Annotated in this window: 20 protein-coding genes and 5 pseudogenes; 2 read left to right on the forward strand and 23 right to left on the reverse strand. The window is 45.4% G+C overall.

Annotated features, from left to right (window positions below):
- Positions 1-120: 120 nt before the first annotated feature.
- The 5 genes and pseudogenes from lepA to hrcA form a co-directional block, all read right to left on the reverse strand.
- Positions 121-1,212: pseudogene (lepA, locus tag ACEYV4_RS04285) on the reverse strand (translation elongation factor 4); the annotation flags it as partial.
- Between the two features lie 129 nt (positions 1,213-1,341).
- Positions 1,342-2,508: a molecular chaperone DnaJ gene (gene dnaJ, locus ACEYV4_RS04290; RefSeq protein WP_373842178.1), complete on the reverse strand. Its 1,167-nt coding sequence runs from the start codon at positions 2,506-2,508 to the stop codon at positions 1,342-1,344.
- A 121-nt stretch (positions 2,509-2,629) separates the two neighbouring features.
- On the reverse strand, positions 2,630-4,507 hold the full coding sequence (dnaK, locus tag ACEYV4_RS04295) for a molecular chaperone DnaK (protein WP_373842179.1): 1,878 nt from the start codon (positions 4,505-4,507) through the stop codon (positions 2,630-2,632).
- A gap of 46 nt (positions 4,508-4,553) precedes the next feature.
- Positions 4,554-5,117, reverse strand: a complete 564-nt coding sequence (grpE, locus tag ACEYV4_RS04300; RefSeq protein ID WP_373842180.1) for a nucleotide exchange factor GrpE — start codon at positions 5,115-5,117, stop codon at positions 4,554-4,556.
- Between the two features lie 12 nt (positions 5,118-5,129).
- On the reverse strand, positions 5,130-6,179 hold the full coding sequence (gene hrcA, locus ACEYV4_RS04305) for a heat-inducible transcriptional repressor HrcA (RefSeq protein ID WP_373842181.1): 1,050 nt from the start codon (positions 6,177-6,179) through the stop codon (positions 5,130-5,132).
- Between the two features lie 119 nt (positions 6,180-6,298).
- Between hrcA and ACEYV4_RS04310 the strand changes: the two genes are divergently transcribed.
- Positions 6,299-6,670, forward strand: a complete 372-nt coding sequence (locus ACEYV4_RS04310; protein ID WP_373842182.1) for a hypothetical protein — start codon at positions 6,299-6,301, stop codon at positions 6,668-6,670.
- Positions 6,671-6,724: 54 nt separating this feature from the next.
- Here the strand turns inward: ACEYV4_RS04310 and ribF are convergent, their stop codons facing one another.
- From ribF to rpsB, 18 genes and pseudogenes are all read right to left on the reverse strand, one after another.
- The gene (ribF, locus tag ACEYV4_RS04315; RefSeq protein ID WP_373842183.1) at positions 6,725-7,693 is read right to left on the reverse strand and encodes a riboflavin biosynthesis protein RibF; all 969 of its coding nucleotides are present in this window, start codon (positions 7,691-7,693) and stop codon (positions 6,725-6,727) included.
- 12 nt (positions 7,694-7,705) lie between these two features.
- On the reverse strand, positions 7,706-8,605 hold the full coding sequence (gene truB / locus ACEYV4_RS04320; protein ID WP_373842184.1) for a tRNA pseudouridine(55) synthase TruB: 900 nt from the start codon (positions 8,603-8,605) through the stop codon (positions 7,706-7,708).
- 54 nt (positions 8,606-8,659) lie between these two features.
- Entirely contained in the window at positions 8,660-9,022 is a 363-nt protein-coding gene (gene rbfA / locus ACEYV4_RS04325; protein WP_373842185.1) for a 30S ribosome-binding factor RbfA, read from the reverse strand.
- A gap of 17 nt (positions 9,023-9,039) precedes the next feature.
- Positions 9,040-10,968: pseudogene (gene infB, locus ACEYV4_RS04330) on the reverse strand (translation initiation factor IF-2); the annotation flags it as partial.
- 233 nt (positions 10,969-11,201) lie between these two features.
- Positions 11,202-11,343: pseudogene (locus ACEYV4_RS04335) on the reverse strand (translation initiation factor IF-2 N-terminal domain-containing protein); the annotation flags it as partial.
- Positions 11,344-11,356: 13 nt separating this feature from the next.
- The gene (locus ACEYV4_RS04340) at positions 11,357-11,668 is read right to left on the reverse strand and encodes a L7Ae/L30e/S12e/Gadd45 family ribosomal protein (RefSeq protein ID WP_373842186.1); all 312 of its coding nucleotides are present in this window, start codon (positions 11,666-11,668) and stop codon (positions 11,357-11,359) included.
- The gene (gene rnpM, locus ACEYV4_RS04345; protein ID WP_373842187.1) at positions 11,655-11,960 is read right to left on the reverse strand and encodes an RNase P modulator RnpM; all 306 of its coding nucleotides are present in this window, start codon (positions 11,958-11,960) and stop codon (positions 11,655-11,657) included. The genes ACEYV4_RS04340 and rnpM overlap by 14 nt, the downstream gene beginning before the upstream one ends.
- A 20-nt stretch (positions 11,961-11,980) precedes the next feature.
- Positions 11,981-13,243, reverse strand: coding sequence for a transcription termination factor NusA (nusA, locus tag ACEYV4_RS04350; RefSeq protein ID WP_373842188.1), 1,263 nt, complete (start codon positions 13,241-13,243; stop codon positions 11,981-11,983).
- A 17-nt stretch (positions 13,244-13,260) separates the two neighbouring features.
- Positions 13,261-13,734 (reverse strand): ribosome maturation factor RimP, encoded by a 474-nt coding sequence (rimP, locus tag ACEYV4_RS04355; protein WP_373842189.1) that lies wholly within the window; start codon positions 13,732-13,734, stop codon positions 13,261-13,263.
- A 165-nt stretch (positions 13,735-13,899) separates the two neighbouring features.
- Complete coding sequence (locus tag ACEYV4_RS04360; RefSeq protein ID WP_373842190.1) at positions 13,900-18,228, reverse strand: PolC-type DNA polymerase III; 4,329 nt, start codon at positions 18,226-18,228, stop codon at positions 13,900-13,902.
- An 86-nt stretch (positions 18,229-18,314) separates the two neighbouring features.
- Positions 18,315-20,042, reverse strand: coding sequence for a proline--tRNA ligase (locus tag ACEYV4_RS04365; RefSeq protein ID WP_373842191.1), 1,728 nt, complete (start codon positions 20,040-20,042; stop codon positions 18,315-18,317).
- 24 nt (positions 20,043-20,066) lie between these two features.
- Positions 20,067-21,341 carry an RIP metalloprotease RseP gene (gene rseP, locus ACEYV4_RS04370; protein WP_373842192.1) on the reverse strand — a complete coding sequence of 425 codons (1,275 nt, stop codon included), beginning with the start codon at positions 21,339-21,341 and terminating at the stop codon, positions 20,067-20,069.
- Positions 21,342-21,365: 24 nt separating this feature from the next.
- Positions 21,366-22,151: a phosphatidate cytidylyltransferase gene (locus ACEYV4_RS04375; protein WP_373842193.1), complete on the reverse strand. Its 786-nt coding sequence runs from the start codon at positions 22,149-22,151 to the stop codon at positions 21,366-21,368.
- A 16-nt stretch (positions 22,152-22,167) separates the two neighbouring features.
- Complete coding sequence (locus ACEYV4_RS04380; protein ID WP_373842197.1) at positions 22,168-22,887, reverse strand: isoprenyl transferase; 720 nt, start codon at positions 22,885-22,887, stop codon at positions 22,168-22,170.
- A gap of 177 nt (positions 22,888-23,064) precedes the next feature.
- Entirely contained in the window at positions 23,065-23,625 is a 561-nt protein-coding gene (gene frr, locus ACEYV4_RS04385; protein ID WP_373842194.1) for a ribosome recycling factor, read from the reverse strand.
- Between the two features lie 3 nt (positions 23,626-23,628).
- Entirely contained in the window at positions 23,629-24,351 is a 723-nt protein-coding gene (pyrH, locus tag ACEYV4_RS04390) for a UMP kinase (RefSeq protein WP_373842195.1), read from the reverse strand.
- Positions 24,352-24,430: 79 nt separating this feature from the next.
- Positions 24,431-25,305: pseudogene (gene tsf, locus ACEYV4_RS04395) on the reverse strand (translation elongation factor Ts).
- Between the two features lie 111 nt (positions 25,306-25,416).
- Positions 25,417-26,187 (reverse strand): 30S ribosomal protein S2, encoded by a 771-nt coding sequence (rpsB, locus tag ACEYV4_RS04400; RefSeq protein ID WP_373842196.1) that lies wholly within the window; start codon positions 26,185-26,187, stop codon positions 25,417-25,419.
- A 76-nt stretch (positions 26,188-26,263) separates the two neighbouring features.
- On the opposite strand from rpsB, the pseudogene ACEYV4_RS04405 reads away from it, so the two are divergent.
- Positions 26,264-26,496 (forward strand): annotated as a pseudogene (locus ACEYV4_RS04405) (hypothetical protein); the annotation flags it as partial.

Raw genomic sequence — 26,496 nt, forward strand, 5'->3', positions numbered from 1 at the left:
GACAGCGTTGCGAGCAAACGATTGCGCGTCCCCCGCGGATATCCGCTGCTCGGTGTGACGCGCGATTACTTCGATGAGAGGGGGCGGCTTGTGCAGACCGGCCGCTCTCTTTACCGGTCCGATCGATTCGAGTACGTCCTCATTGTGCAACAGGCCCAAGAACCCACATCGAAATCCAAAGCCTAGAGCTTGAGACGATTCAGGTTCAAATGTTAAGGCTGCATCATTAAGCTGGAGCTTTTCTAGTGCTTCACGAAGATCGTTAAACTTGGCGTTATCGGTCGGGTAAAGGCCGGCATAAACCATTGGTGTCATTCGCCGATAACCCGCCAATGGCTTATCCGTTGGATGTTCAGCATTGGTAACCGTATCACCAACTCGGGTATCCTTGATATCCTTAATGGCGGCAGTGATATAGCCAACGTCCCCGGCCATCAGTACGTCCCTAGCCAATGGCTTTGGCGAGTTGATTCCTACTTCGGCAACCTCGTATTCGGTACCACTGTTCATTAACCGAATGTGATCACCCTTCTTGACGGTTCCTTCAAAAACTCGTACGGAAAGAACCACCCCTCGGTAGTCATCGTACTTAGAATCAAAGATCAAGGCCTTGAGTGGCGCTGTCAAATCACCAGTTGGAGCAGGAATATCCTTGACGATCTTTTCCAGAACCTTATCAACCCCCAAGCCGGTCTTAGCACTAACGTCCACTGCCTCACTGGTATCCAAGCCAATTTCATCCTCAATCTGCGCTTTAGTCCCTTCAGGATCAGCAGACGGTAAGTCAATTTTGTTGATGACCGGTAGAATCTCCAAGTCGTTATCAAGGGCCAGATAAGTATTAGCCAGTGTCTGCGCCTCTACCCCTTGAGTAGAGTCAACCACCAACAAAGCCCCCTCACAGGCCGCTAAGGATCGTGAAACCTCATAAGAGAAGTCAACATGCCCTGGGGTATCAATCAAGTGAAAAATGTAGTCCTGACCGTCTTTGGCATGGTAAGTTAAAGCAACCGCATTTAATTTAATGGTAATCCCCCGTTCCCGTTCCAGGGGCATATCATCTAAAACCTGGTTCTTCATTTCCCGCTTGCTAATTGAATCAGTCAATTCCAAGATTCGATCAGCCAAGGTAGACTTTCCATGGTCAATGTGGGCCACAATTGAAAAGTTACGGATATGTTTTTGCCGTTCTTTCATTTCAGCTAGACTCATTGTCATTATTCTCTTCACTACTTTCTACGCAAATACTATCTTTAGTATAACAAACTCAGCCCAACGGTGACTAGTTAAATGATAATGCAAAAAGACGACCAGTTACTCGCCAGTCGTCTTTACTCAATTTCAATTCCGATCTTCAAAGGCGTCTCTCAGTTTATCCAAGACTGATTTCTTAACACCCTTTACTTTTTCACCACTAGCGGCCGCAAATGCCATCATTGCTTCTCGTTGACGCTTATTGAGGCTCTTCGGGGTCTTAACGTGAATCGTAACGTATTCATCACCATTCCCCTTGCCATTAAGGTGAGGAACGCCCTTACCACGCAAGCGGAAGTTAGTTTCCGACTGGGTCCCCGCTGGAATCTTAAGGTCAACATCCCCATGAACGGTTTTGACCTTGACCTGATCACCTAACGCTGCCTGTGCAAAGGAAATATCACGGTCCACACTAATTGTCGACCCGTCGCGCTTGAACTCACGGCTAGGCGTTACCCGGAAGACAATGTATAAGTCACCGGCGGGACCGCCATTTTTACCAGCATCACCTTGGCCTTGCAAACGCATTTGTTGACCATCATCTACACCAGCTGGAACCTTAACCTCCAACTCGTGCTTCTCATGAACATGACCCGTACCGTGGCAAGTTGCACACCGGTCAGCCGGTTTGATTACTCGTCCAGTCCCATGACATTCTGGGCAAGTCGTTTGAGACTGAATATTGCCTAGCGGGGTGCGTCGAACACTGACAATAAAGCCACGGCCACCACACCGCTGACATGTCGACGGCGACTTTCCAGGTTTGGCACCAGTCCCGTGACAAGTTGGGCATTGCTCATCACGATCATACTTAATAGTGGTGGTCTTACCAAAAACGGCATCCATGAAGTTTAAGGTCATGGCATATTGAAGATCACGACCTGGTTGTGGCGCTGTCGGGTCCTGCTGACGAGTACGACCACCACCAAAGAACTGGTTGAAGATGTCATCAAAACCACCGGCACCGCCAAAGCCTTGACCACCAAAGCCGCCAAAGCCACCTTGACCGAAGCCACCTTGACCAGCTCCAGCCTGATTGCCTGTCGTACCAAATTGGTCATACTGAGCCCGCTTATTCTTATCATGAAGAACTTCGTAGGCTTCATTAATCTTCTTAAACTTTTCTTCGGCTCCCGGAGCATGGTTAACATCAGGGTGATACTTTGCAGCCAAGCGCCGGTAAGCATGGTTAATGTCGGATTCGGAAGCGTCTTTAGAGACACCTAAAATATCATAGTAATTTTCTTCTGCCATTTATATCCCTCACAACTTAATTGCTTGTTTAGTTATACCACACTTAAATAGCCAAAGTAAAAGCCAAAGTCCTGTCAAACGATGGCCTTTGGCTTTTAACTTACATCCTATGACTGTTTAATTACTTCTTGTCGTCAGGTGTGACGTCTTTGAAGTCACCATTCACGGTATTGCCACCGTTACCATTTTGGTTGTTGTTACCATTGTTGGCACCACCGTTATTCGGGTTGGCTCCACCCTTGGCTTGACCTTGTTGACCCTGGGCCTGTTGGTAAAGCTTGACACTAAGGTCCTGAATAACCTTGTTCAAGGCATCCTTCTTAGCCTTCATGTCGTCCAGATTACCACTTTCCTTAGCCTTCTTCAGGTCATCACGAGCGCTTTCGGCCTTCTTAATATCAGCCTCAGGAACCTTACCCTTGACTTCCTTCAAAGTCTTGTCAACTTGGAAGAGTTCTTGGTCAACTTCGTTCTTCAGGTCGACCTCTTCCTTCTTCTTCTTATCGGCAGCAGCGTGTTCTTCAGCATCCTTCTTCATCCGTTCAATTTCTTCATCGGACAGACCAGAGTTAGACTTAATAACAATCTTCTGTTCCTTACCGGTTCCCATATCCTTGGCAGAAACGTTAACAATCCCGTTCTTGTCAATATCAAAGGTAACCTTGATCTGAGGAACACCACGTGGAGCAGCTGGAATGTCCGTTAGTTGGAAGTTGCCCAACGTCTTGTTATCGGCAGCCATCGGCCGTTCACCCTGCAAGACATGAATATCAACTGCAGATTGGTTATCAGCAGCAGTTGAGAAGATCTGACTCTTAGAAGTTGGAATAGTCGTGTTCCGATCAATCAGCTTGGTGAAGACACCACCCATGGTTTCAATTCCTAAGGACAATGGGGTAACATCAAGCAGGACAACATCCTTAACATCACCAGTCAATACCCCACCTTGGATAGCTGCACCTAAGGCAACGGCTTCATCAGGGTTAATGGAGTGGTTTGGTTCCTTACCAGTTAAGTCCTTAACCATTTCCTGAACAGCCGGGATCCGGGTAGAACCACCGTTCAGAATTACTTCATCGATATCATCAAATGATAAGTCAGCATCTTTTAAGGCATTCAAGACAGGCTGCTTAGTCCGCTCAACTAGGTCATTGGTCAGTTGATTGAACTTAGCCCGCGTCAAAGTCTTTTCAAGGTGTAATGGACCGTTTTCACCGGCGGAGATGAATGGCAGACTAATTTGTGCTTCTTGAACCCCAGAAAGGTCCTTCTTAGCCTTTTCAGCGGCATCCTTTAACCGCTGTAATGCCATCTTATCCTTGGAAAGATCGACGTTGTGTTCTTCCTTAAAGCCTTCGATTAACCAATCCATGATCTTCTTGTCGAAGTCATCACCACCAAGGTGCGTATCACCGTTCGTGGAGAGAACTTGGAAGACACCGTCACCGAGTTCCAGGATGGAAACATCAAAGGTTCCACCACCAAGGTCGTAAACCAGGATCTTTTCATCCTTATTCTTCTTATCAAGGCCATAAGCTAAGGAAGAAGCGGTTGGTTCGTTAATAATCCGCTTAACATCTAAGCCAGCAATCTTTCCGGCATCCTTAGTAGCCTGCCGCTGAGCATCGTTGAAGTAAGCAGGAACCGTGATCACGGCCTTGTCAACCGTATCACCAATATAATCTTCAGCATACTTCTTCAAGTATTGCAAAATCATAGCGGAGATTTCTTGTGGCGTGTACTTCTTGCCATCTACTTCTACCGTATAGCCGGCTTCACCCATGTGACTCTTAATGGATGAAATAGTGTTAGGATTAGTGATTGCCTGCCGCTTAGCAACTTCACCAACCTGAGTTTCACCATTCTTAAATGAAACCACGGATGGCGTCGTTCGGCTGCCTTCTGGGTTAGTAATAATCTTTGGTTCCTTACCTTCCATAACGGCAACAGCGGAGTTAGTAGTACCTAAATCAATACCAATTATTTTGTTACTTGCCATTGTTTAATTCCTTCTTTTTTTAATAATTAATTAACTTATTTATTTTTTACTGCGCAACAACAACCATCGCTGGTCGCAGTACCCGGTCCTTAAGCTGGTAACCAGCCTGCAGAACCTGGACAACGGTGTCTGGCTTCTGACCCTTTTTAACGGGAACAGTTTGAACTGCCTGGTGCAAGGTTGGATCAAATGGCTTACCGTCAGCTTTAATTTCAGTAATGCCATGTTCTGTTAGAGCATGCAACAAATGATCATGTACCATCTGAATTCCCTTTTTGAGCTGCTTACCATTTTCATCCTGAACCTTAATTGTTAGGGCACGCTTAAGATTATCAAGAACCGGAAGAACGGACTTAGCAAGATCCTGACCATCATATTTCAGAATCTGGGCGCGTTCCTTATTAAAACGGTTCGTCATGTTTTGAATTTCAGCTTCAGCCCGCAGGTATTTATCATCCTTGTCGGCTAATTGCTGCTTTAAATCCTTGATCTGTGCCTTTAGTTTATCTTCTTGGCTTACCTTAGCAGTCTTCTTAGGCTGTTTTTGTTCATCTTTCTTTGGAGCCTTCGTTGCCTGCTTTTTAGTTTGCTTTTCATCCTTGTTTGCCAATTAACTCGCCTCCTATGAATCGTAGTAATGCCGGTAAAAGTCCAACAGACGTTTAGCCAATTCCTGCCGAAAAGCATTGACAAGACCAATTGTCCGTGAATACGGCATTCTGGTCGGCCCAAGTACGGCAATAATTCCCTTCCCATACTGGTCAACATTATAAGTTGCCGTAATCAGACTATAATTATCGAGAACCTTATCTTTAGATATCTCCGAGCCGATTCGAACGTTAACCCCTTGGTCACTCATATCAGCATCCAAGAGGTGGGAAAGCTGATCATTATGGTCCAACAAACTGTACATCGTTTGCAGGGCCTGCGGATCTTTAGTACTCGAGAAATCTAACAGATTTAACCGACCACCAATGAAAAATTGTTCACGGGCGGCTTTCGAAACAACATTGTCAAACAGATCCAAAAAGCCATCGGCACTGTGCATATAGTGCATCACCCGTAACGGGATATCATCATTTAACCGTTTCAAAACGGTTGTTAATGGTAAACCCACTAATTGGTCATTAACCATTCGAATGACTGCTTGTAAGGCTTCCGGATCAACATCACGAGCCAACGTGAAGGCTTGGCTTTCAACGTCGCCACTATCGGTAACCAAAATTGCAATTACCTTATGGTTACCTAAGGGTACTAACCGAAAACCACTCAATCGGACATCCTCCTGCTCTGGCTTTAATGTAACCGTCGTATACGACGTCAAGTTTGATAAAATATCAGCCGAGTGCGAGATGATCTCATCAATCTTCTGGAAACTGGTACCAAGCGAGTTTTGAATAACAATCAGGTCATTATCCGTTACCGCACGTGGATTCAGCAGGTGGTCAACGTAATAACGATAACCACTCTTAGAAGGCACTCTTCCTGACGAAGAATGCTCCTTGCCAATCAAACCCTGTTTTTCCAAGACTGCCATCTCATTTCGTACCGTTGCCGGACTAACTTTAAATGGCAACCTTTCTGCCAGGTGTTTAGAACCAACTGGTTGACCAGTTGACGTGTATTGACGTACAATCGCTTGCAGGATCTTATTTTGACGTTGTGTCAGCATTTTACTCACTTCCCCCTTTAGCACTCGTTAGGGTTAAGTGCTAAACACACTGTATAATATACCAATCACTACCCTAAAAGTCAAGAAATGTCAAAGATTATTTTAAGAAGGTTTTGATATTGAAGAAAAATCAGCAACGTTACCTCCAACCACACAATGCAGAAGAGGCAATGGAAATCATTCAGCGACTATTTAATAAGTACCGCAACGCACCTTTAACCAACGAACTGCTTGCCTACCATAACAACCTAATTTATCGTCTTCAATCTGACATCAAAGCAGCGGCACAAAAAGAAGGTAATCCAGAACGGGTTCAAGAGATTGATCAGATGACCGACATCATGCGTTCCTGGACTAATCTCAAATTAACTGGGCATCCCTTTCATGGTAAAATGCGACATTTCCGTCTTCTTACCAACGATGGGCCACGGTTTAAGCGCCGTGTCCACCGAATTCACCAATTCGGCAATCATCGTGCCAGTCGCCATTAAAATTTAAATCATCAAAGAATGCGCTATTCGGTGTTGACCGAATAGCGCATTTTGTTAAGACAAAGATTGTCCTGAAATAACTGGTTGGTGAGTCACAACTCGTCGAGCAGCCTGCTCATCACGCTTGAGTTGAGCTACCAATTCTTTTGCCCCAGAGAATTTTTCTTCGCCACGCAGGTACTGGTACCACCGAACCCGTACTTCTTCTCCATAAACCAGTTGGTTAAAATCGAAGAGATAGATTTCAAGCGTCAGTTGATTGTGATCACCAAAAGTCACATTATGCCCGACACTAGCCATTCCACCATACCAATGCTTATTAATCAAAACAGTCGTCGCATAGACACCAACCCCTGGTAACCGCTCCGGTGTCGGTGTTTCAATGTTAATGGTTGGAAAGCCTAACGTCCGACCACGAGCCAAACCATGAACAATTAGACCAGTAGTAGTATAGTAATAACCCAATTCATTATTAGCAACTTGAACCTGGCCATTATCAATTTGCTGGCGAATCACCCGTGAACCGATCTTTTGCTGGCCATTTCCAGTAAATTTAGGAACCGTCACAACCTCAAACCGGCCACGAGCATAATCAGGTAATTTTGCCATCGTAGCAACCGTAGCTGGACCATAGGTGTGGTCGAAGCCGGCCACCACGACTTGACTATGAAAGCCAACCAAGTAACGATCAACGAATACTTGTGGGGATTGGTTTGCAAATTGGGAGGTAAAGCTTACCAGGTAAACTCGATCGACACCCAACTGTTGCAACAAATCTAACTTTCGTTGTACCGTCGACAAGTACTTAAAGCCTCCTGGGTATTGACGATAGACGATTCCCGGGGCATGAGTGTATGTCAAAACCGCCAAAGGCAAGTGACGCTGACGAGCAATCTTCTTAGCGCGTCTGATTACAGCTTGGTGGCCGCGATGAACTCCATCAAAGAATCCCATTGCCAATACCACGGGGCCTGTTGGAATCAGGTGCGGATCCAAGGGATGGTGAATTTTGATAACTTGCACGATTAGTCCCTCCTACTTTGTTAAAAACATTTTAGTCGGCTTATAAAACTGTTGGTCATGATGGTACAAGGCCTTAGCCGCCTGGTGGTACTTCAAGACTACCTGGTCGTCCTCTGGCTGAACTTCATTTGCTTTCAACCAGCCACCATTTTGAACTGCATGCCACTGGTCTGTTGTCAGTTCCATCGCTGGATAATCCTTTAGCGCGTAATCCAGTGGATAAAGATATTGCTTAATTGTTCCTGCAGTTACAGCATCACGGACATCGGCCAGACTAAGGGTCTGATCTATTCCAAAGCCACCACTCTTCAACCGGGTTAACCAACTCATTGTTCCGGGGTAGCCGAGTTGTTTAGCGAGATCAACCACCAGGGTACGTACATAGGTGCCCTTAGTACAGCTCACCCGAAAACGTACTCGTTGCTGCTTAGATTGTGCATCATAATCGGTGCTGACTAATTCAAACTGTTTAATCGTCACGTGTCTTCGTGGACGCTTGACCGTTTTACCAGCCCGGGCATATTCATAAAGACGCTTACCATTAACCTTAACGGCTGAATACATTGGTGGAATTTGAGTAATTTCTCCGGTCATTTTGGCCATCTGATTTTTGATCTTCGCGGCTGGAATTGCTTGGGGTACTGGTTGGGCAGCGATAATTGCCCCCGTCAGATCCTCGGTGTTTGTTGCCTCACCAATTAATAATTCACCTTGGTATTGCTTGCCCGACTGCATTAAGTAGTCTACTACCTTGGTAGCTGCACCCACACAGACCGGTAGCACGCCATCAACAGCTGGGTCAAGGGTTCCTGAATGACCAATCTTTCGCGTCTGCAAAAGCTTCCGCAATCGACTGACACAGTCAAAACTGGTCATCCCCCGTTCTTTATATAAAGGAATAATTCCATCCATTCGTTCATCACGCTCCATAAAATAAAAGCGAGGTCTCTCAACCCCGCTTTTGATTTAATCTTTTCCTTCTCGGTGTAATTGGTTAATTAACTGATCAATCCGACTTCCATAGGCAATTGACTTATCCCGTTCAAATTTAATGGCCGGGGTCTTAAAAATGTTCAAACGAGCTCCTAATTCACTACGAATTAAGCCTGTTGCCTTGTCTAAGCCGGCCTGAGCCCGTTCACCGTCAGAGGCCAGGTCGGATAATAAGCTGTAGTAAATAGTAGCCTGTTGAAGGTCACCAGTCACATCTACACCGGTAATCGTAATACCCTGGACACGGGGATCACGCACCCGTTTTAACAGGATGTCATCAACCTCTCGTTGAATTTCACCAGCCAATCGATCAACTCGATATCGTTTATTTGGCATAAATCTTCTCCTCCAGTTTATTTAACTGGTACTTGTTTCATCTTGTAGGCTTCAATAACATCATTCTCCTTGATGTCATTGTAATTGGCAATCGTTAACCCACACTCGAAACCAGCTTTGACTTCTTTTACATCGTCTTTGAATCGTTTCAGACTACCCAGTTCACCTTCGTAAACCACGGTACCATCACGAACTAACCGGACCTTAGAGTCTCGGGTAATCTTTCCGGAGGTAACCATACCCCCAGCAATTGTGCCAACTTTGGAGGCCTTATACAATTGTCGAACTTCAACTTCACCAATCGTTTCCTCTTTATAGACTGGCTCCAGCATTCCCTTCATGGCATCTTCAACTTCTTCGATAGCCTTATAAATGACTCGGTGAAGACGAATGTCAATATTATTAGAATCCGCCAGTGATTTAGCAACTGGAGTCGGCCGAACATTAAAGCCGATGATAACAGCGTTAGAGGCTTCCGCTAAAGTAACATCGCTCTGACTAATGGCACCAACGGCCTGGTGAATAATATCGACTCGAACGCCATCAACCTTGATCTTTTGTAAGCTTTGACTTAAAGCTTCAACGGAGCCTTGGACGTCGGCCTTAATAATCAACGGCAAGGTCTTCATCTTGCCCTTCTTCATCGTGGCAAAAAGATTATCTAAGGTAACATGCGATGTCCGTTGCCGTTCCTTTTCTTGAGCCTGCTTAGCCCGTGCTTCACCAGCCGCCCGGGCTGTCTTTTCATCATCAAAGGCTACTAACCGGTCTCCGGCTTCTGGAACATCGTTTAAACCAGTAATTTCTACTGGTGTTGCCGGCGTTGCGGCCTTAATCCGCCGACCATTTTCATTAGTCATCGTCCGAACACGGCCAAAGGTGGTCCCTACAACAACTGGATCACCGACGTGCAACGTTCCTTGCTGAATTAGAACCGTTGCTACTGGGCCTTTACCTTGGTCAAGTCGTGCTTCAACCACGGAACCGGCACCGTTTTGATCTGGATTAGCCTTCAACTCCATCACTTCGGCTTGGAGTAAGATCATGTCAAGCAATTCATCCAAGTTCTTGCCAAACTTAGCAGAAATCTTGACAAAGATCGTGTCCCCACCCCAGTCTTCTGGGATCAAGTTATACTTGGCTAACTGTTCTGTGACCCGATCAGGATTAGCACCTGGTTTATCAATCTTGTTAATAGCAACAATAATCGGGGTCTTCGCAGCTTGAGCATGGTGAATAGCTTCAACCGTCTGTGGCATTACCCCATCATCAGCTGCTACCACAAGAACAATAATATCGGTGATGTTAGCACCACGGGCCCGCATTTCAGTAAAGGCAGCGTGTCCTGGCGTGTCCAAGAAAGTGATGACTTGATTATTATAGTGAACCTGGTAAGCACCAATCTCCTGAGTGATTCCCCCTGCTTCATGAGCAGTAATGTGCGAATGCCGTAACTTATCCAGCAGGGTTGTCTTCCCATGGTCGACATGTCCCATGACCGTAACAACTGGTGGCCGAGAAACAAGGTGGGTAGTATTCTTCTCTTCTTTTTCAAAGAGTTTATCGATGTCGGAAACATCCACTTCCACCTTTTGCTTAGCATCAATGCCGTAATCAGCAGCCAATAGCTCAATCGTATCCTTGTCTAAGGATTGGTTCTGATTGATCATGACACCTAGCATAAAGAGTTTCTTGATAATTTCTGCTGGTGACCGGTGTAGAATCTTAGCTAAGTCCTGAGCATTCATCCCTTCAGTATATTCCAATACTTTCGGTAATGGCTTATCCTTGCGCTGAGTCGGTTGTTTATGGTTAACCTCACGCAGACGACGTTTCTTATTCCGCTTATTGCGTTTCTTATTGCGTTTCTTAAATCGTTTACCATGACGATTCTCGTTATTATTCCTCAGACTGCCACCAAAGCGGCCACCACCATTATGGCGTTGGTGGTTATTATGCCGATCTTCATGTTGATTTTGTTGACCTGTGGCCCGCTGCTGCTGATCATTATGCCGCTTTTCGTGTTGAGAATGCTGCTTTTGTTGGTGTTGTTGACCATTGTTTTGCTGGTAATCCTGATGTCGGGCAGATTGGTGCCGTTGATCATGTTTGACAGCTTGCGGCTGCTGACTCTGGTGCTTTTGCGGCTTCTTAGTACTCTTTTTATTTTGAACCACCTTACGCAGCTTTTCTGCTTCCTCTGGTGTCACTGAAGACATGTGACTCTTAATTGCCATTCCTTGTTGCTTAGCTACCTTTACCAAGTTCCTGCTTGGCATCTTGAGCTCTTTTGCTAGTTCATAAATTCGTTCCTTGGCCATACGCTCACGCTCCTTATTCCATTGTCATTAATTCCTCAAACTTTCTTGCAAATCCAGATTGCATCACACCAAAAACGGTTCTTGCTTGGCCCGTTGCCTGACTGAGTTGCTCCCGCATAAAGTGCTGGTCGTACGGAACATGATAGAATTTACACTTATCGGTAAATTTTTTCACACTCGCAGCACCCGCATCGCTTGCGAGGAAAACAAACTTTGCCTTATTCGTTTGAATGTTTTTTAAAACGGTTCCTTCACCACTGGTTAACTGGCCCGCACGCCGAGCTAATCCTAACAGGTTAAGGATAACCTGGTTAGTTTCTTGCATTTTTACCAAATAATTCTTGTCGTGCCTGAAGGTGATCCGCGTATTTAATCAAATCATCATAGAATGAATCATCTAATTTGACATGAAAGGCTTGCTCAAAGGTTCGCTCAGCCTTAGCGCGCTTTGCAATGGCAACATCGACAGCAATGTAAGCACCGCGCCCAGCCTTTTTGCCAGTTGGGTCAAGAGAAACTTCACCATTCTTGTTCTTCACAACTCGGATCAGTTGCCGTTTTGGCATCATCTCACCGGTCACAATATCCTTGCGCATCGGTATTTTTCTCTTTTTCATTTTCTCACCCCGTTGCTCAATTACTCAGCATCGGTATCCGTTGAATCATCACTTGCTGGTGTGTCCGTATCTACATCAGCATTGTCAGGTGATTCATCAGATCCATCTGCAGCCTCTTCTTGGTCTTCTAGTTCTTCCATTTCGGATTCCGACTTAATATCAATCTTATACTTAGTCAGCCGAGCAGCTAACCGTGCGTTTTGTCCCCGCTTACCAATTGCCAATGAAAGCTGATTATCTGGCACAACAACCGTGCAAGAGCGTTCTTCTTCTTTCGGCTTCTCCTCAGTAGATGCTTCTGATTCATCAACGTTTGAATCTGATTCTTCGGTTGAAGCTGGCTGCGTCTCTGGTTCATTAAAAATAACATCTTGAACATCGGCCGGATTAAGAGCATTAGCAATAAATTGAGCTGGATCCTTAACGTATTCAACAATGTCCATATTTTCACCATCTAGTTCATTCACAATGGCTTGAACACGGGAACCACGTGGGCCAACACAAGTACCAACTGGATCAACATTCGGATCATTAGAATAAACGGCTACCTTAGCCCGGTCACCTGCTTCACGTGCAATGTTTTCAATCAAGACGGTTCCGTCCTTGATTTCAGGAACTTCTCGTTCAAATAAACGTTTTAATAGTTCAGGTGCGGTCCGACTAACATAGATCTGAGGGCCCCGCTTATCATCATTAACCCGTGAAACGTAAACCTGGATGCGGTCATGAATATGGTAATGTTCATTCGGCATCTTATCACGAAAGCCCATTGCACCTTCGACACCGTTACCGAGGTCAACATAGGTGAAACGTTTATCCTCACGAGAAACCTCACCAGTAACGATCTCGTTTTCATAACTCTTGTACTTATTGTAAATGATCTTCCGCTCTTCTTCACGTAATCGTTGCATAACTACCTGCTTAGCGGTCTGAGCAGCAATTCGTCCAAAATTACGTGGTGTTACTTCTTCACGAATCTCATCGCCAACGTCATAACCTTGACCATGAGGCAACTTGCGGGCATCCGCTAAACTCATATATTCATTACTGTTATTAGCAACAGCATCCGCATCATCAGTAATCGTCTTAACGGCATAAACCTTAATATTACCAGTTAGGGAATTGAATTCTACTTCAACGTTTTTCTCACCATAGTTTTGTTTATAAGCCGTTTCGAGCGCTTGTTCGAGGGCATCAATAATAACTTCCTTTTTAATGCCCTTTTCCTTTTCCAGGTAGTTTAAGGCGCCAATCATTTCCTCATTGACTTTTGACTTGCTCACTTGAGACACTCCTTTAATTAAAACTTAATTGCCAATCGTGCTTTGGCAACTTTACTTCGGTCAATTACGACCTGACGATGACGAGTCTTATCTAGATAGTCTAACGTTAACTCCTTATCCGTTAGCTTAGTCAACGTTCCTTCATAAACTTTCTTACCATCGACCTGCTGATAAAGGGAAACGTGGATATAATCATTGACTGCACGTTGATAATCCTGTTCATTCTTCAATGGGCGTTCAGCACCGGGCGAGGAAACCTCTAAGAAATAAGCCTGAGGAATTGGATCTGGCTTGACATTATCTAAAGCCTCACTCAATTGGTCACTGACCGTCGCACAATCTTCCAGGGTAATTCCCCCGTCTTTATCAATATAAACACGAAGGTACCAACTTTTACCCTCCTTGACGAATTCAATATCGTATAAGTAAAAATGATGTTCGTCTAGAATAGGGTTCACCAATTTTTTGACGGTTTCAACAACGGTACTCATGTGTATCACCTCCATTGTTTGCAATAAAAAGAGCGAGCATTGCTGCTCACTCCCACGAGTTATTTACCATCGTTAATTTTAGCATAAATAACATCCAATGACAAACTAAAGGCCACCAACTAAGGTATTTCCCTCAGTCAGTAGCCTTTTTACTACTAGTAACATTTAGAATAAGCTTAACTGATTTTCGTCCGGCAGTCCGTCTAAGACATGATTTTGGGTCATGAAATCGATCAAGGTCTGGGAAACTTTCCCCCGTTCAGCCAGGTCCTCCTTTGATAAGAACGGCTTTTCTTCTCGAGCTGCCACAATTTGCTTAGCTACGCTTAACCCTAATCCGGGGATAGCGCGGAATGGTGCAATCAAACTATCGCCATCGATTAACCAGTTAGCGGCATCGGAACGGTTTAAGTCGACCATCTTAAATTTAAAACCACGTTCTAGCATTTCGTTAGCTAATTCCAGGATTGTCAATAAACTCTTATCCTTAGCCGAAGCATCGTTACCCTGCTCCTTGATCTCGGCCATTCGGTGTTTAACGGCATCCTTACCATGCGCCATTGCGACAATATCAAAATCATCCGCCCGAACGGAGAAATAGGCACAATAATAAACCAACGGGAAGTAAACCTTAAAGTAGGCAATCCGCAATGCCATCAGCACATAGGCCGCCGCATGCGCCCGTGGGAACATGTACTTAATCTTTAGACAGGAATCCAGGTACCATTGCGGAACGTTAGCCTTCTTCATCTTAGCCTGCCATTCATCAGGAATTCCTCGGCCATGCCGGACAGATTCCATCACTTGAAAAGAGGTTTCAGAATCAAGGCCGTAGTGAATTAAGTCGGTCATGATGTTATCACGACAACCAATCACGTTTGCAATCGTAGCCGTGCCATTCTTGATTAATTCCTGAGCATTGTCCAGCCATACGCCAGTTCCGTGTGAAAGACCGGAAATTTGAAGTAATTGAGAATAGTTCTTGGGATGGGTATCATTGAGCATGCCACGCACAAAACGCGTTCCAAATTCTGGCAAGCCCAGAGTCCCGGTCTTGCTTTGAATTTGCTCTTCCGTTACTCCTAACTTTTTCGGACTTGAGAAAAGCGACATTACACCCGGGTCGTTCATCGGGATAGTCCGTGGATTAATTCCTGAAAGGTCTTGCAGGGCCCGGATCATCGTTGGGTCATCGTGACCCAGAATATCCATTTTCAGAATATTATCGTGGATCGAGTGGAAGTCAAAGTGGGTTGTTTCCCAGGCCGCATTTTGATCATCGGCTGGGTATTGAACCGGTGTAAAGTCATAGATATCCATGTCATCAGGTACAATGATAATCCCAGCTGGGTGTTGACCAGTGGTTCGTTTAACCCCGGTGGCGCCCTTCGCAAGGCGATCTTCTTCAGCTCCCCGGAACTGGACATCCTTATCCCGCTCGTAAGCCTTAACATAACCATAGGCAGTCTTATCCGCCACCGTACCAATCGTTCCGGCACGGAAGACGTTCTTTTCACCGAAGAGGACCTTCATGTAGTTATGAGCAATCGGCTGGTAATCTCCGGAGAAGTTCAAATCAATATCCGGTACCTTGTTTCCTTTGAAACCTAAGAAGGTCTGGAAAGGAATATCATGGCCATCCTTAACCAGAAGGGTTCCACACTTGGGACACTTACGTTCGGGAAGGTCAAAGCCAGAACTATATTCACCCTTCGTATAGAAGTGGCAGTACTGACACTTTGGACAGCGATAATGTGGTGGTAGCGGGTTTACTTCGGTAATTCCGGAAAGGGTCGCCACCACACTGGAACCGACAGATCCCCGGGAACCAACTAGGTAGCCGTCTTTATTCGACTTAGCAACTAGCCGTTGGGCAATTAAGTAAATAACCGAGAACCCATTCTTAACGATACTATTTAACTCAAGCTTAACCCGATCACGCACGATCTTCGGTAATGGATCTCCATACCACTTCTTAGCGGTATTCCAAGTCCGGTCCTGAATTTCTTGTTCGGCACCTTTCATATGTGGCGTATAAAGGCGGTCCTTGACCGGTCGAATGTCATCATCAACCATATCGGCTACCTTATGGGTATTATCCACCACGATCTCATGGGCCTTCTTCTTGCCCAAGAAGCTAAACTCATCAAGCATCTCATCCGTTGTCCGGAAATGAACATCAGGCCGCTTGGTTCGGTTCAGTGGGTTGGCACCCCCCTGCGAATTGATCAGGATTTTACGGTAAATACCATCATGAGGATCTAGGTAATGAACATCCCCGGTCGCTACTACCGGTTTCTTCAGGTCCGTGCCTAATTTAACCATGTTCTTCAAAATATCTTCGAGGTGCTGGTCATCGGCAATCACGTGTTGTTCCAACAACGGCGCATAGTTGGGTTTGGGTTGAACCTCAATGAAGTCGTAATCTTCCGCCTTCTTGAGAGCGGTGGAATAGCCTTTTTCCATCATCGCCGTGAAAACTTCACCCGACGAGCAAGCGGTCCCCATTAAGATTCCTTGCCGGTATTTCTCGAGTACCGTTCGTGGAATACGGGGAACCCGGTGGAAGTATTTAACATTAGAAAACGAAACCAGCTTGAAAAGATTTTTTAGTCCGGCCTGGGTCTGGGCAATCAAGGTGACGTGGTATGGCCGACCATGCTTGTAGGCATCATTATCCGCCATATGCTTGTTAAGATCATCGACATAGCGAATGTCATAACGCTTCTCGGCATCCTTCAGGAACTTATAAAGCAGGTGTCCAGTCGCCTCAGCATCGTAATTGGCCCGGTGGTGGTGCTCCAAAGCAACTTTAAACCGCTTACTCAATGTATTTAACCGATAACCCCGTAGATCCGGATAGAGAAAACGAGCCAACGGCAAGGTATCGATTACTGGCTCGGTGATCTCCCGCATGTGATGGCGCCGATAACCAGTGTTCATAAAGCCCATATCGAAGGAAACGTTATGACCGGCAATAATACAGCCCTTGCAAAAGTCCTTAAACATTTTGAAGACTTCTTCCTCCGTCTTCGAGCCGTGCACCATTTCATCAGTAATACTGGTTAAGTTGGTTGTCTGTTCTGATAATGGGAATCCTGGATCAATAAATTCATCAAAGCGTTGCAAAACATTGCCATTCTTCATTTTAACGGCGGACAGCTCAATCACTTTGTCATAAATAGCTGACAGACCGGTGGTTTCCACATCAAAGACGACATAGGTATTATCCTTTAGTGGAGCGTGATTTTCGTTATAAACCAAAGGGATCCCATCATCAACCACGTTTGCTTCCAAGCCGTAAAGCATCTTAATACCAAACTTCTGGGCGGCCTTAAACGCTTCTGGAAATGCTTGAACATTACCATGATCGGTCACGGCAATCGCTGGTTGACCCCACTGGTGGGCACGCTGCGCCAATTCGGTAATTGAGTTGGTAGCATCCATCTGACTCATTTCGGTATGGGCGTGCAATTCAATCCGCTTATCATTAGCTGGTGCTTTGTCTTGACGTTGAGCATGCTGAACCTGGTTGATGTCATAGGCATTCACAACCAGGTCGTGCATCCAGGTATCTTCCTGTACTGGTCCCCGTACCTTAAGCCACATTCCCGGCTTAATGTTAGCAAATTGAGCCTCATCGGATGTATTCCGTGAAAACTTCTTGACGGCAATTGAAGACGTGTAGTCAGTAATTTCAAAGGTTAATAGTTGCCGCCCAGACCGTAATTCACGAATTTCGGCATTAAAGACATAGCCTTCAACCACGACACTGCGTTCCTCACCCTGGATATCCTTCATTTGCATAACCGGTTGCTGGTCATTGATTACCCGGCCAAGCTGGGCAGGACCATCTGCCGGTGTTACCGGTTGTTTTTCCTTAGTTTTAGCTTTTGCATCATTTTTCTTGATTTGGGCCATTGCCTTAGCAGCCAGGGCAGCATCAGCCGCTTCATGCTTGGCTTTTAATTCCTTGATCATTGCTTGTGAAGCAGACTGATCGACGAAAGGATGAATCCGAAACTTAGGAAAGCCAAGTTCCTGGTAACGTTGCTCAACCTTAGTCAAGAGCTTTTTCACTAGCAGGTCCTTAACAACTTCATTTTCAACCACGAGGTTAACCCGACCATCTTTTACTTCAGGACTAGTCTGCATACAAGCTTGACGTAGCATGGCCGAATTTTGCGCTGTCGTATCAACAATGTATTCCCAGTAGTCACCAATCAGTTGCTGGTCCAGCTCCGTCATCGGGCTACTAATTCGTACTCGAACCCCGGCAATGTCGCTGAAGCCCCTGGTCAACGCTGCCATAAACTCCTGAAAAAGATTAAAAGGCAAGGCCTGACGAAAAAGTAGGTGGAATTCCCACACCCGCGAATTCTTATGCACAATTACCGCTTGGATGGCACCATCTTGAAAAGCGGCATTATCCTTCTCCGGAAAATGAATCTGCTCCATTAACTTGTCAAACAGTTCGTGTCGATTCAAACCCAAATTAAATCCTCCTATCTAAAAATGTGGCGCCAATCGATTACATCGTCTTGTCACCACATTCCTATTCACATTAATTTTAACCTGAATTACTCAGCTTGGCCATTCAATTGCTTAAGCAGGATCCCAACTGTGTTAACAACTTCTTCTTGCTTAACCTCAATGGTTTCACCAGTTTTCCGGATTTTGACTTCAACAATCCCGTCAGCAGCTTTCTTACCGATTGTGATCCGAATTGGCAAACCAATCAGGTCAGAATCAGCAAACTTCACACCGGCCCGTTCCTTTCGATCATCAACCAGAACTTCGTAACCAGCAGCCGTTAACTCCTGGTCTAATTCATTAGCCATGGCCATCTGATTGTCCTTCTTAGCATTAACTGGGATAATGTGAACATCAAATGGTGCAATGCTGTCAGGCCATACTAGACCGTGCTCGTCGGCCGTTTGTTCTGCCACAGCAGATAATAGCCGACTAACACCGATCCCATAAGAACCCATGATCACGTTAACCAGGCGACCATTATTATTAAGCACCTTAGCACCAAGCTTCTCGGAGTAATGGGTACCCAGCTTAAAGATGTGACCAATTTCAATACTTGGCGTAAATTTCAACGGGTGACCATCAGGGGCAATCTCCCCCTCCTTAACGTTTCGGAAATCACCAAATTGATCAACCCGGAAGTCCCGGCCAATATTAGCATTGATAAAGTGGTGGCCGTCATCATTGGCACCACAAGCCATGTTAACTAAGACTTTGACGTAGTTATCTGCCAAAATCTTAACATCATCTCCGACACCAACTGGTCCCAAAGAGCCAGGATGAGCACCAAGGTATTTAACAGCATCTTGCTCACTTGCCAAGGCTAGATCTGCACAACCAAGGGCATTCTTAACTTTGGTCTCGTTAACCTCGTCATTACCCCGCATCAAAACCATCACTGGTTGGTAATCATCGTCCATCTTAGCCATGAAGAACATTGCCTTTAGGATCTGGTTAGCGTCCATCCCCAGGCTCTTTGCCGCATCATCAACGGAGTGGGCACCCGGTGTAGCCTTCTTAGTCAACTTAGCTGGTGCTGCATTCTGCTGAACACCGGTGAACTTACTGGTAGCCTTCTCTAAATTAGCCGCGTATGTGCCATCTGTGTAGGCAATGACATCCTCACCGATCTTAGCCGGTGCGGAAAATTCCTGAGAGTTCTTACCACCCATCGTACCTGAATCAGCTAGGATAATCTTATAGTTCAAGCCAATTCGGTCAAAGATATTTCGGTAAGCCTGTTCCTGCTTATCGTAGGCTTCATCTAGTCCTGCTTGGTCAGCTGAGAAGGAATAACCATCTAGCATTTCAAATTCCTTTCCCCGCAGGATCCCATACCGTGGTCGGTCTTCATCACGGAATTTGTCCTGAAGTTGGTAAACCACCAGCGGCAATTTCTTATAAGACTTGATGCTGTCACGAATTACTTCGGTAAAGGTTTCCTCATGGGTTGGACCCAAGATAAAGTCACGGTCACGTCGATCTTTTAACTTGAAAAGATTATCGCCATACGTTGTATAACGGCCAGATTCCTTCCAAAGTTCGGCAGGCAAAAGACCCGGCATCAACATTTCAACCGCGTCAGCCTTAGCCATTTCTTCACGAATAATGTTTTCAATTTTGCGGATTACCCGGTAAGCTAGGGGCAGGTAAGCCCATACTCCGGCAGAAACCTGGTAAATGTAACCCGCCCGCACCATCATCTTGTGGCTCAAGGCTTCGGCATCACTAGGTGCCTCTTTCTTGGTTGGAATCAAAACCTTTGATTGTCGCATAAAAAATTATTCCTCCAAACTCTCTTAATGAATAAAGTAGCGCTGGATATCATTCCAGGTTACCAAGATCATCAATAACATTAACAACATAAAGCCAATCATCGTAACGATCCCCTCCGCTTTTTCCGGAATTGGTCGTCGAATAATGGCCTCAATAATATTTAATAGTAATTTACCACCGTCTAAGGCCGGAATTGGCAATAAGTTCACAATGCCAAGGTTAATTGACAACAGTGCCAAGAAGTTTAAGACACCATTGAAGCCCAGTGCAGTGGCTTGGGAGGTCCCGGCATAAATGGCGACCGGCCCTCCCAGATCATTCAAACTAAAGCCATGTGTAAACATACTCCCCAAGACACTAAAAATCAAGGTGCCGGCCTGGGCAAAGCGTTGCCAGCCAAAGGTTAGCCGCGCTTTGACACTGGTGTTTTCTTGCTCAAGAATTCCAATCTGACCAACTACCTCACGGCCCTGGTGAACTGCTTTCGGTTTAACCGTGACCTGATGCTGGTGATGAGTACGCACATAAGTCAAGCGAATCTTTTTACCCGGCTTAGCGGAAATGTTGGTGGCTAATTCTTCCCAATTGTTAACCTTTTTTGTTCCAACTTTGGTAATTCGGTCACCGGCCACCAAACCAGCCCGGGCAGCCACTGAATTGGTGTTAACCCGACCAATCTGATTGCTATTAGTCGGGACCCCACCCAGGGTAAAACCTAAAATAATAAAGACGACCAGGGAAAGGATAAAATTATTCATGGGGCCGGCAAAATTGGTCATCATCCGGGCTGGAAGGCTGGCCGAACGAAATTGAACATCACGTGGGGCGATCTGAACCTGAGTTCCATCGTGCTCAATGATTACGGCATCATGGTTGACAGGATAGCGTTTCAACTCATCTTCATCGCCATTGACGTATCCCTTAACCCACAGTCCGTCGGTTAGGTCACAATCAACCAGTTGCAAGGGGATCCCCCGAAAAAGGGAACCCTTAGAACTAGCATTAATTGTAACCACCTGGTCCTGATCATTTAGTTGAATCGTTACCGGTGTTCCGGGACGCAGTTCATCCGTATCTTCATCATCATTACCGGCTAGGCGCACATAACCACCAATTGGCAAGATCCGCACGGTATAAGTGGTCCCATTATGACGGCGCCACCAAATCTTAGGACCCATACCGATTGAAAATTCACGGACCAAGATTCCTGCCCGCTTGGCAAAGTAATAGTGACCAAATTCGTGAACCAGCACAAGAATCCCAAAGACGAGGATAAAAGTAATAATTGTTACTATCACAGAATCACTTCTTTAAATGTTGCCCTAAATAATGCCAAGCAAGTGAAGCATCGGCATTACAATCAACATACTGTCAAACCGGTCCAGGATTCCACCATGACCGGGAAGAATTTTACCAGAATCCTTCACTCCGTAGAAACGTTTCAACGATGACTCAATTAAATCACCGAATTGGCCCATAATTGACAAAACAATTGTCAGTAGAACCATCGGTAGCCAAGCACCACCTACTGGCAGGAAGTACAAATAGATTGCCAAAATAATGGTGGCACTGACTGTCCCCCCGATGGATCCTTCCCAAGTCTTATTTGGGCTGATCTTCGGCGCCAACTTATTCTTACCAAACTGGCGGCCAATTAGGTAAGCACCACTATCAGTCAACCATACAATTAGCATTCCATACAGGAGTGTAATAAAGTTAACCGCGCGGGCCATGACGAAGAAATGGAAGCCCATCCCAATATAAAGCATTCCCAAGGTTAGGACTCCAACATCATCAAAGGTAAAGCGCTGCCTGCGCAGAACAGTATGGAGAAGCAATAGTACCACTAGAATATAGAAGCCAAACCAGCGGGTCGCAACACTTGGCAAGAAATCAAGCCAACTATCGGGCAAGATCAACAGTGCCACGCCTAAATAACTAATGATCGCTTCAAAAGAAATCAAGAACATCTTCTTCATGATCAAGATTTCAGCCATCGCAATAATTCCCAAAGCAACTGCCGCAATCGTCAACGGCCAATGACCGTAAACAATTAAAGGAATAAAAATTGCCAGGGCAACCACCGCGGTAATTATCCGTGTTTTCATTGATTACAACTCTCCTTTATTGGTTAACGAGTCCACCGAAACGCCGGTGCCGACCTTGAAATTCTCGAATCGCTCGTTTTAATGAATCTCCGTTAAAGTCTGGCCAGTGTTCATTGACAAATACCAGTTCACTGTAACCGATTTGCCAAAGCATAAAATTACTAATTCGCTCTTCACCACTAGTTCGAATTAGTAAGTCGGGATCAGCTAATTTTCCTAATGGGGCCGACATCAGGTGATCACTAATGGTCTGCTCCGTAATTTCATCGGGCTTTAGCTGTCCAGCCGCCACCTTAGTAGCAATCTGCTTAACTGCTCGAGTGATTTCATCTCGACCGCCATAATTTAAGGCGAAGTTTAAAACCATTCCGTCACAGTTAGCCGTGTCCTTAATAGCATCGTTGACGGCCTTTTGTGTAGCTTTAGGCAACCGACTCGTATCACCCATGACCATTACCCGGACATTATGCTTGACCAGGTCAGGAACAAAGGTAGAAAAGAAGCGGATCGGTAATTGCATCAGGTAATTAACCTCTGCAGCAGGCCGCTTCCAGTTCTCCGTAGAAAAAGCATAAAGGGAAAGCACCTTAACACCTAAATCACTAGCAGCAATTGCCACCTTCTTGACGGTCTGCATTCCTTGCTTATGACCGGCAACTCGTGGTAGGTGCCGTCGTTTTGCCCAACGACCATTACCATCCATAATGATGGCGATATGAGCTGGGATCCGGTCCATATCCAATGCTTGCTCCGGTTGTTGATTCTTTTTACTGGAAAGCAAGTCTTTCACCTCCGTTATTTAATATTAACAAACAATCACTCATTAATTATAAAGCCCCCGGCAGTAAAAAGCTACTTGGCCAGGAAAACAAAAAGACGGGGGCAAAACATTACCCTCGTCGTGGCAATTAAGTTAACCTAACAATTCCTTTTCCTTGGCACCAGCAATCTTTTCCAAGTTCTTGATTCCAGCGTCGGTCTCGTCCTGAACCTTCTTTTCCAGGTCATGGAATTGATCATCATTGAAGTCGCCGTTCTTGTTACCCTTCTTCAGGTCATCCATTGCCTCACGACGAACGTTTCGAACGGCCACTTTAGCCTTTTCCATGTCAGCCTTAACTTGCTTAACTAGTTCTTTCCGCCGGTCTTCGGTTAATTGCGGAATAATCAGCCGAATAGCACTACCATCATTTTGCGGTGTTAGTCCCAGGTTAGAAGCATAAATAGCCCGTTCAATCTCCTTTAAGATGCTTTCGTCATATGGAGTGATCAACAGTTGCCGGGCCTCAGGAATAGTAATTGAAGCCACCTGATTCAGGGGTGTTGGTGCCCCATAGTATTCAACCTTAATAGAATTCAACAGGCTCGCATTTGCCTGACCGGCCCGAATATCAGCCAAAGTCCGTTGCAAAACCTCGCCGGACTTTTTCATCTTGTCCTTAGCATCCTTCAAAATTTCATTACCATTAGCCATGATTTAGTCCCCCTCAATGGTTGTACCAACGTGTTGGCCAGTCACAACCTTCATAATGTTTCCTGGCGTGTTCAGGTTAAAGACAACCAATGGAATATGGTTATCCATCGACAATGAACTAGCCGTCGTATCCATCACGTGCAAATTCTTTTCAATTAGGTCCATATGGGTCAAATGATCATACTTAACCGCCTTTGGATCCTTGTTAGGATCGGCAGAATAAACACCATCAACCCCATTTTTACCCATTAAAATGGCATCAGCATTGATTTCGGCTGCCCGTAATGCGGCAGTAGTGTCAGTCGAGAAGTATGGGCTTCCCGTTCCGCCGGCAAAAATGACAATTCGATCCTTTTCCAGGTGGCGAATGGCCTTCCGCCGAATGTATGGCTCGGCAATTTGACGCATCTCAATGGAAGTTTGTACCCGGGTCGGAACATCAATCGATTCGAGGGCATCCTGCAGTGACAAGCCATTCATAATCGTGGCCAGCATACCGATATAATCAGCCTGGGCTCGTTCCATCCCTAGTTGTTCACCGGTAACACCACGCCACATATTACCACCACCAACAACGATGGCAATCTGAACGCCAAGCTTATGAACTTCTTTCAATTCCTTAGCAACAACCTCCAAAACTGGTGGATTAATGCCAAAGCCCTTCTTACCGGCTAGTGCTTCACCACTCAGTTTAAGAACAACACGATTGTATTTAATATCAGCCATAATTTTCTCCCTTAAATCCGTCAGTATCCTAAAAAAGGACGCACCACAGCAAGTACGTCCCCTTTCGATCAAAACAACCTTAGTTCATTTGATCTTTAACTTCTTCAGTAAAATCTTCCTGCTTCTTTTCGATTCCTTCACCGACTTCGTAACGGACAAAGGACTTCAGTTTACCGTTGTTAGCAGCAACGTATTCGGCAACGGTTTGGTCAGGGTTCTTAACAAAGTCCTGGTCAGCCAAGCAGATTTGTGACAAGAACTTGTTCAACCGACCTTCGACAATCTTGTCCACGATCTTAGCTGGCTTGCCTTCATTCAAAGTTTCTTCCTTAAAGACTTCCCGTTCATGGTCCAGACGATCCTTAGAAACATCGTCCCGGGTCATAAATTCAGGGTTGATGGCTGCAACGTGCATAGCAACGTCCTTAGCAGTAGTTTCATTACCACCCTGCAGAACTACCAGGGCCGCAATTTGGCCACCTTGGTGCAGGTAAGCACCGAAGCTGTCACCATCGTCCTTTTCAACGACTTGGAACCGCCGCAAACTAATCTTTTCACCGGTCTTCTGAGTAGTGGCAATAATGTCATCCTTTAACGTTCCATTAGCAGTCTTGATAGCCAAGGCCTCGTCAACGTTAGCCGGCTTGTTCTCACTGACCAACTTGGTAATTTCCTTGAGCAATGCCTTAAATGGATCACTGGCAGCCACAAAATCAGTTTCAGAGTTCAGTTCTACAATGGCAGCCGTATTACCATCAATGGCAATATCAGCTAAACCATCGGCAGCACATGACTACTCTTCTTGGCAGCCTTAGCAATTCCCTTTTCACGAAGGTAGTCCATTGCCTTATCCATATCACCATCACTAGCTACTAAGGCCTTCTTAGCATCCATGATTCCGGCACCGGACTTTTTACGTAATTCCATAACTTGAGCAGCTTTAATTTCAGCCATGACTAGATCTCTCCTTTAATAATCATTGGGATTTATAAAAAAATGAGCTGTTTGTACTTAGGGCCACAATGGTCCATAACACAAAACAGCCCAAGTATTTAATAACTAATTTTAGTCCTTACCTTCGACACTGTTCTTCAGGTTCTTCAGAGAATCTTCACTAACGGTCGTGTCTTCGGCTTTGTCCTCAGTAGCGTCGTCACTTGCTTGCTGATCTTCGTCTTGACCCTGCTTACCTTCAACAATAGCATCAGCCATCTTAGAAGTAATCAGACGAACGGCACGAATAGCATCATCGTTAGATGGAATTACGTAGTCAATGTTGTCTGGGTCAGTGTTAGTATCAACCATAGCAACAACTGGAATGTGGAGCTTTTGTGCTTCACGAAGGGCAATTTGTTCCTTGTGTGGGTCAACGATGTACATAACATCAGGAATCCGTTGCATGTCTTCGATCCCACCCAGGAACCGTTCCAACTTTTCACGTTGCTTCGTCAGGACGGCAACTTCCTTCTTTGGCAGAACATCAAAGGTGCCGTCTTCACTCATCTTCTTGAGTTCCTTCAGACGAGCAATCCGGGATTGAATCGTCTTCCAGTTAGTCAAGGTTCCACCTAACCAACGGTGGTTAACGTAGAACTCACCGGCACGGGTAGCTTCTTCTTCGATTGAACCCTGAGCCTGCTTCTTAGTACCAACAAACAGGATTACGCCACCCTTAGCGGCAACATTCTTCATGTAGTTGTAAGCAGTATCGATCATCTTAACCGTCTTTTGCAGGTCAATGATGTAAATACCATTACGTTCAGTGAAGATGTACTTCTCCATCTTTGGGTTCCAACGACGAGTCTGGTGACCGAAGTGGACACCGGCTTCAAGCATTTAATATTGGCACCCATTTTACGTAACTGTGCAATATGTCCGGTCCGCTTAGGATAAATCTGATCAATAATGACCAATGATGGGAATTTATCCTTCATATTACGAAGTTAACGGTGTTAAGAAGGAACTTATTGGTACTCAATTTGAAACGACCGCCGCTCGGCAGGCCTTCCATGTGTTGATGAACCAGAAGCCAAAGCTACTTTTTCTCTAGCACTTAAGTTTGATGAGCATGATGGTGAGATTGCGATTGCCAACATGCCAGAAGTTAAAGTAGAGAATGGTATCCACTACTTTGAAAAATCTGTC

The sequence above is a fragment of the Limosilactobacillus sp. genome, from assembly GCF_041859915.1.
In the GTDB taxonomy this organism is placed as follows: domain Bacteria; phylum Bacillota; class Bacilli; order Lactobacillales; family Lactobacillaceae; genus Limosilactobacillus.

Bases quoted from the DNA above. Each gene is read 5' to 3' on its own strand.
- pyrH (WP_373842195.1), bottom strand. From the start codon at position 24,351: ATGGCTGATATTAAATACAATCGTGTTGTTCTTAAACTGAGTGGTGAA.
- dnaJ (WP_373842178.1), bottom strand. From the start codon at position 2,508: ATGGCAGAAGAAAATTACTATGATATTTTAGGTGTCTCTAAAGACGCT.
- frr (WP_373842194.1), bottom strand. From the start codon at position 23,625: ATGGCTAATGGTAATGAAATTTTGAAGGATGCTAAGGACAAGATGAAA.
- ACEYV4_RS04375 (WP_373842193.1), bottom strand. From the start codon at position 22,151: ATGAAAACACGGATAATTACCGCGGTGGTTGCCCTGGCAATTTTTATT.
- rbfA (WP_373842185.1), bottom strand. From the start codon at position 9,022: ATGCCAAATAAACGATATCGAGTTGATCGATTGGCTGGTGAAATTCAA.
- ACEYV4_RS04340 (WP_373842186.1), bottom strand. From the start codon at position 11,668: ATGCAAGAAACTAACCAGGTTATCCTTAACCTGTTAGGATTAGCTCGG.
- ACEYV4_RS04380 (WP_373842197.1), bottom strand. From the start codon at position 22,887: ATGGACCGGATCCCAGCTCATATCGCCATCATTATGGATGGTAATGGT.
- ACEYV4_RS04365 (WP_373842191.1), bottom strand. From the start codon at position 20,042: ATGCGACAATCAAAGGTTTTGATTCCAACCAAGAAAGAGGCACCTAGT.
- truB (WP_373842184.1), bottom strand. From the start codon at position 8,605: ATGGATGGAATTATTCCTTTATATAAAGAACGGGGGATGACCAGTTTT.
- dnaK (WP_373842179.1), bottom strand. From the start codon at position 4,507: ATGGCAAGTAACAAAATAATTGGTATTGATTTAGGTACTACTAACTCC.
- rnpM (WP_373842187.1), bottom strand. From the start codon at position 11,960: ATGAAAAAGAGAAAAATACCGATGCGCAAGGATATTGTGACCGGTGAG.
- hrcA (WP_373842181.1), bottom strand. From the start codon at position 6,179: ATGCTGACACAACGTCAAAATAAGATCCTGCAAGCGATTGTACGTCAA.
- rimP (WP_373842189.1), bottom strand. From the start codon at position 13,734: ATGAGTACCGTTGTTGAAACCGTCAAAAAATTGGTGAACCCTATTCTA.
- rpsB (WP_373842196.1), bottom strand. From the start codon at position 26,187: ATGCTTGAAGCCGGTGTCCACTTCGGTCACCAGACTCGTCGTTGGAAC.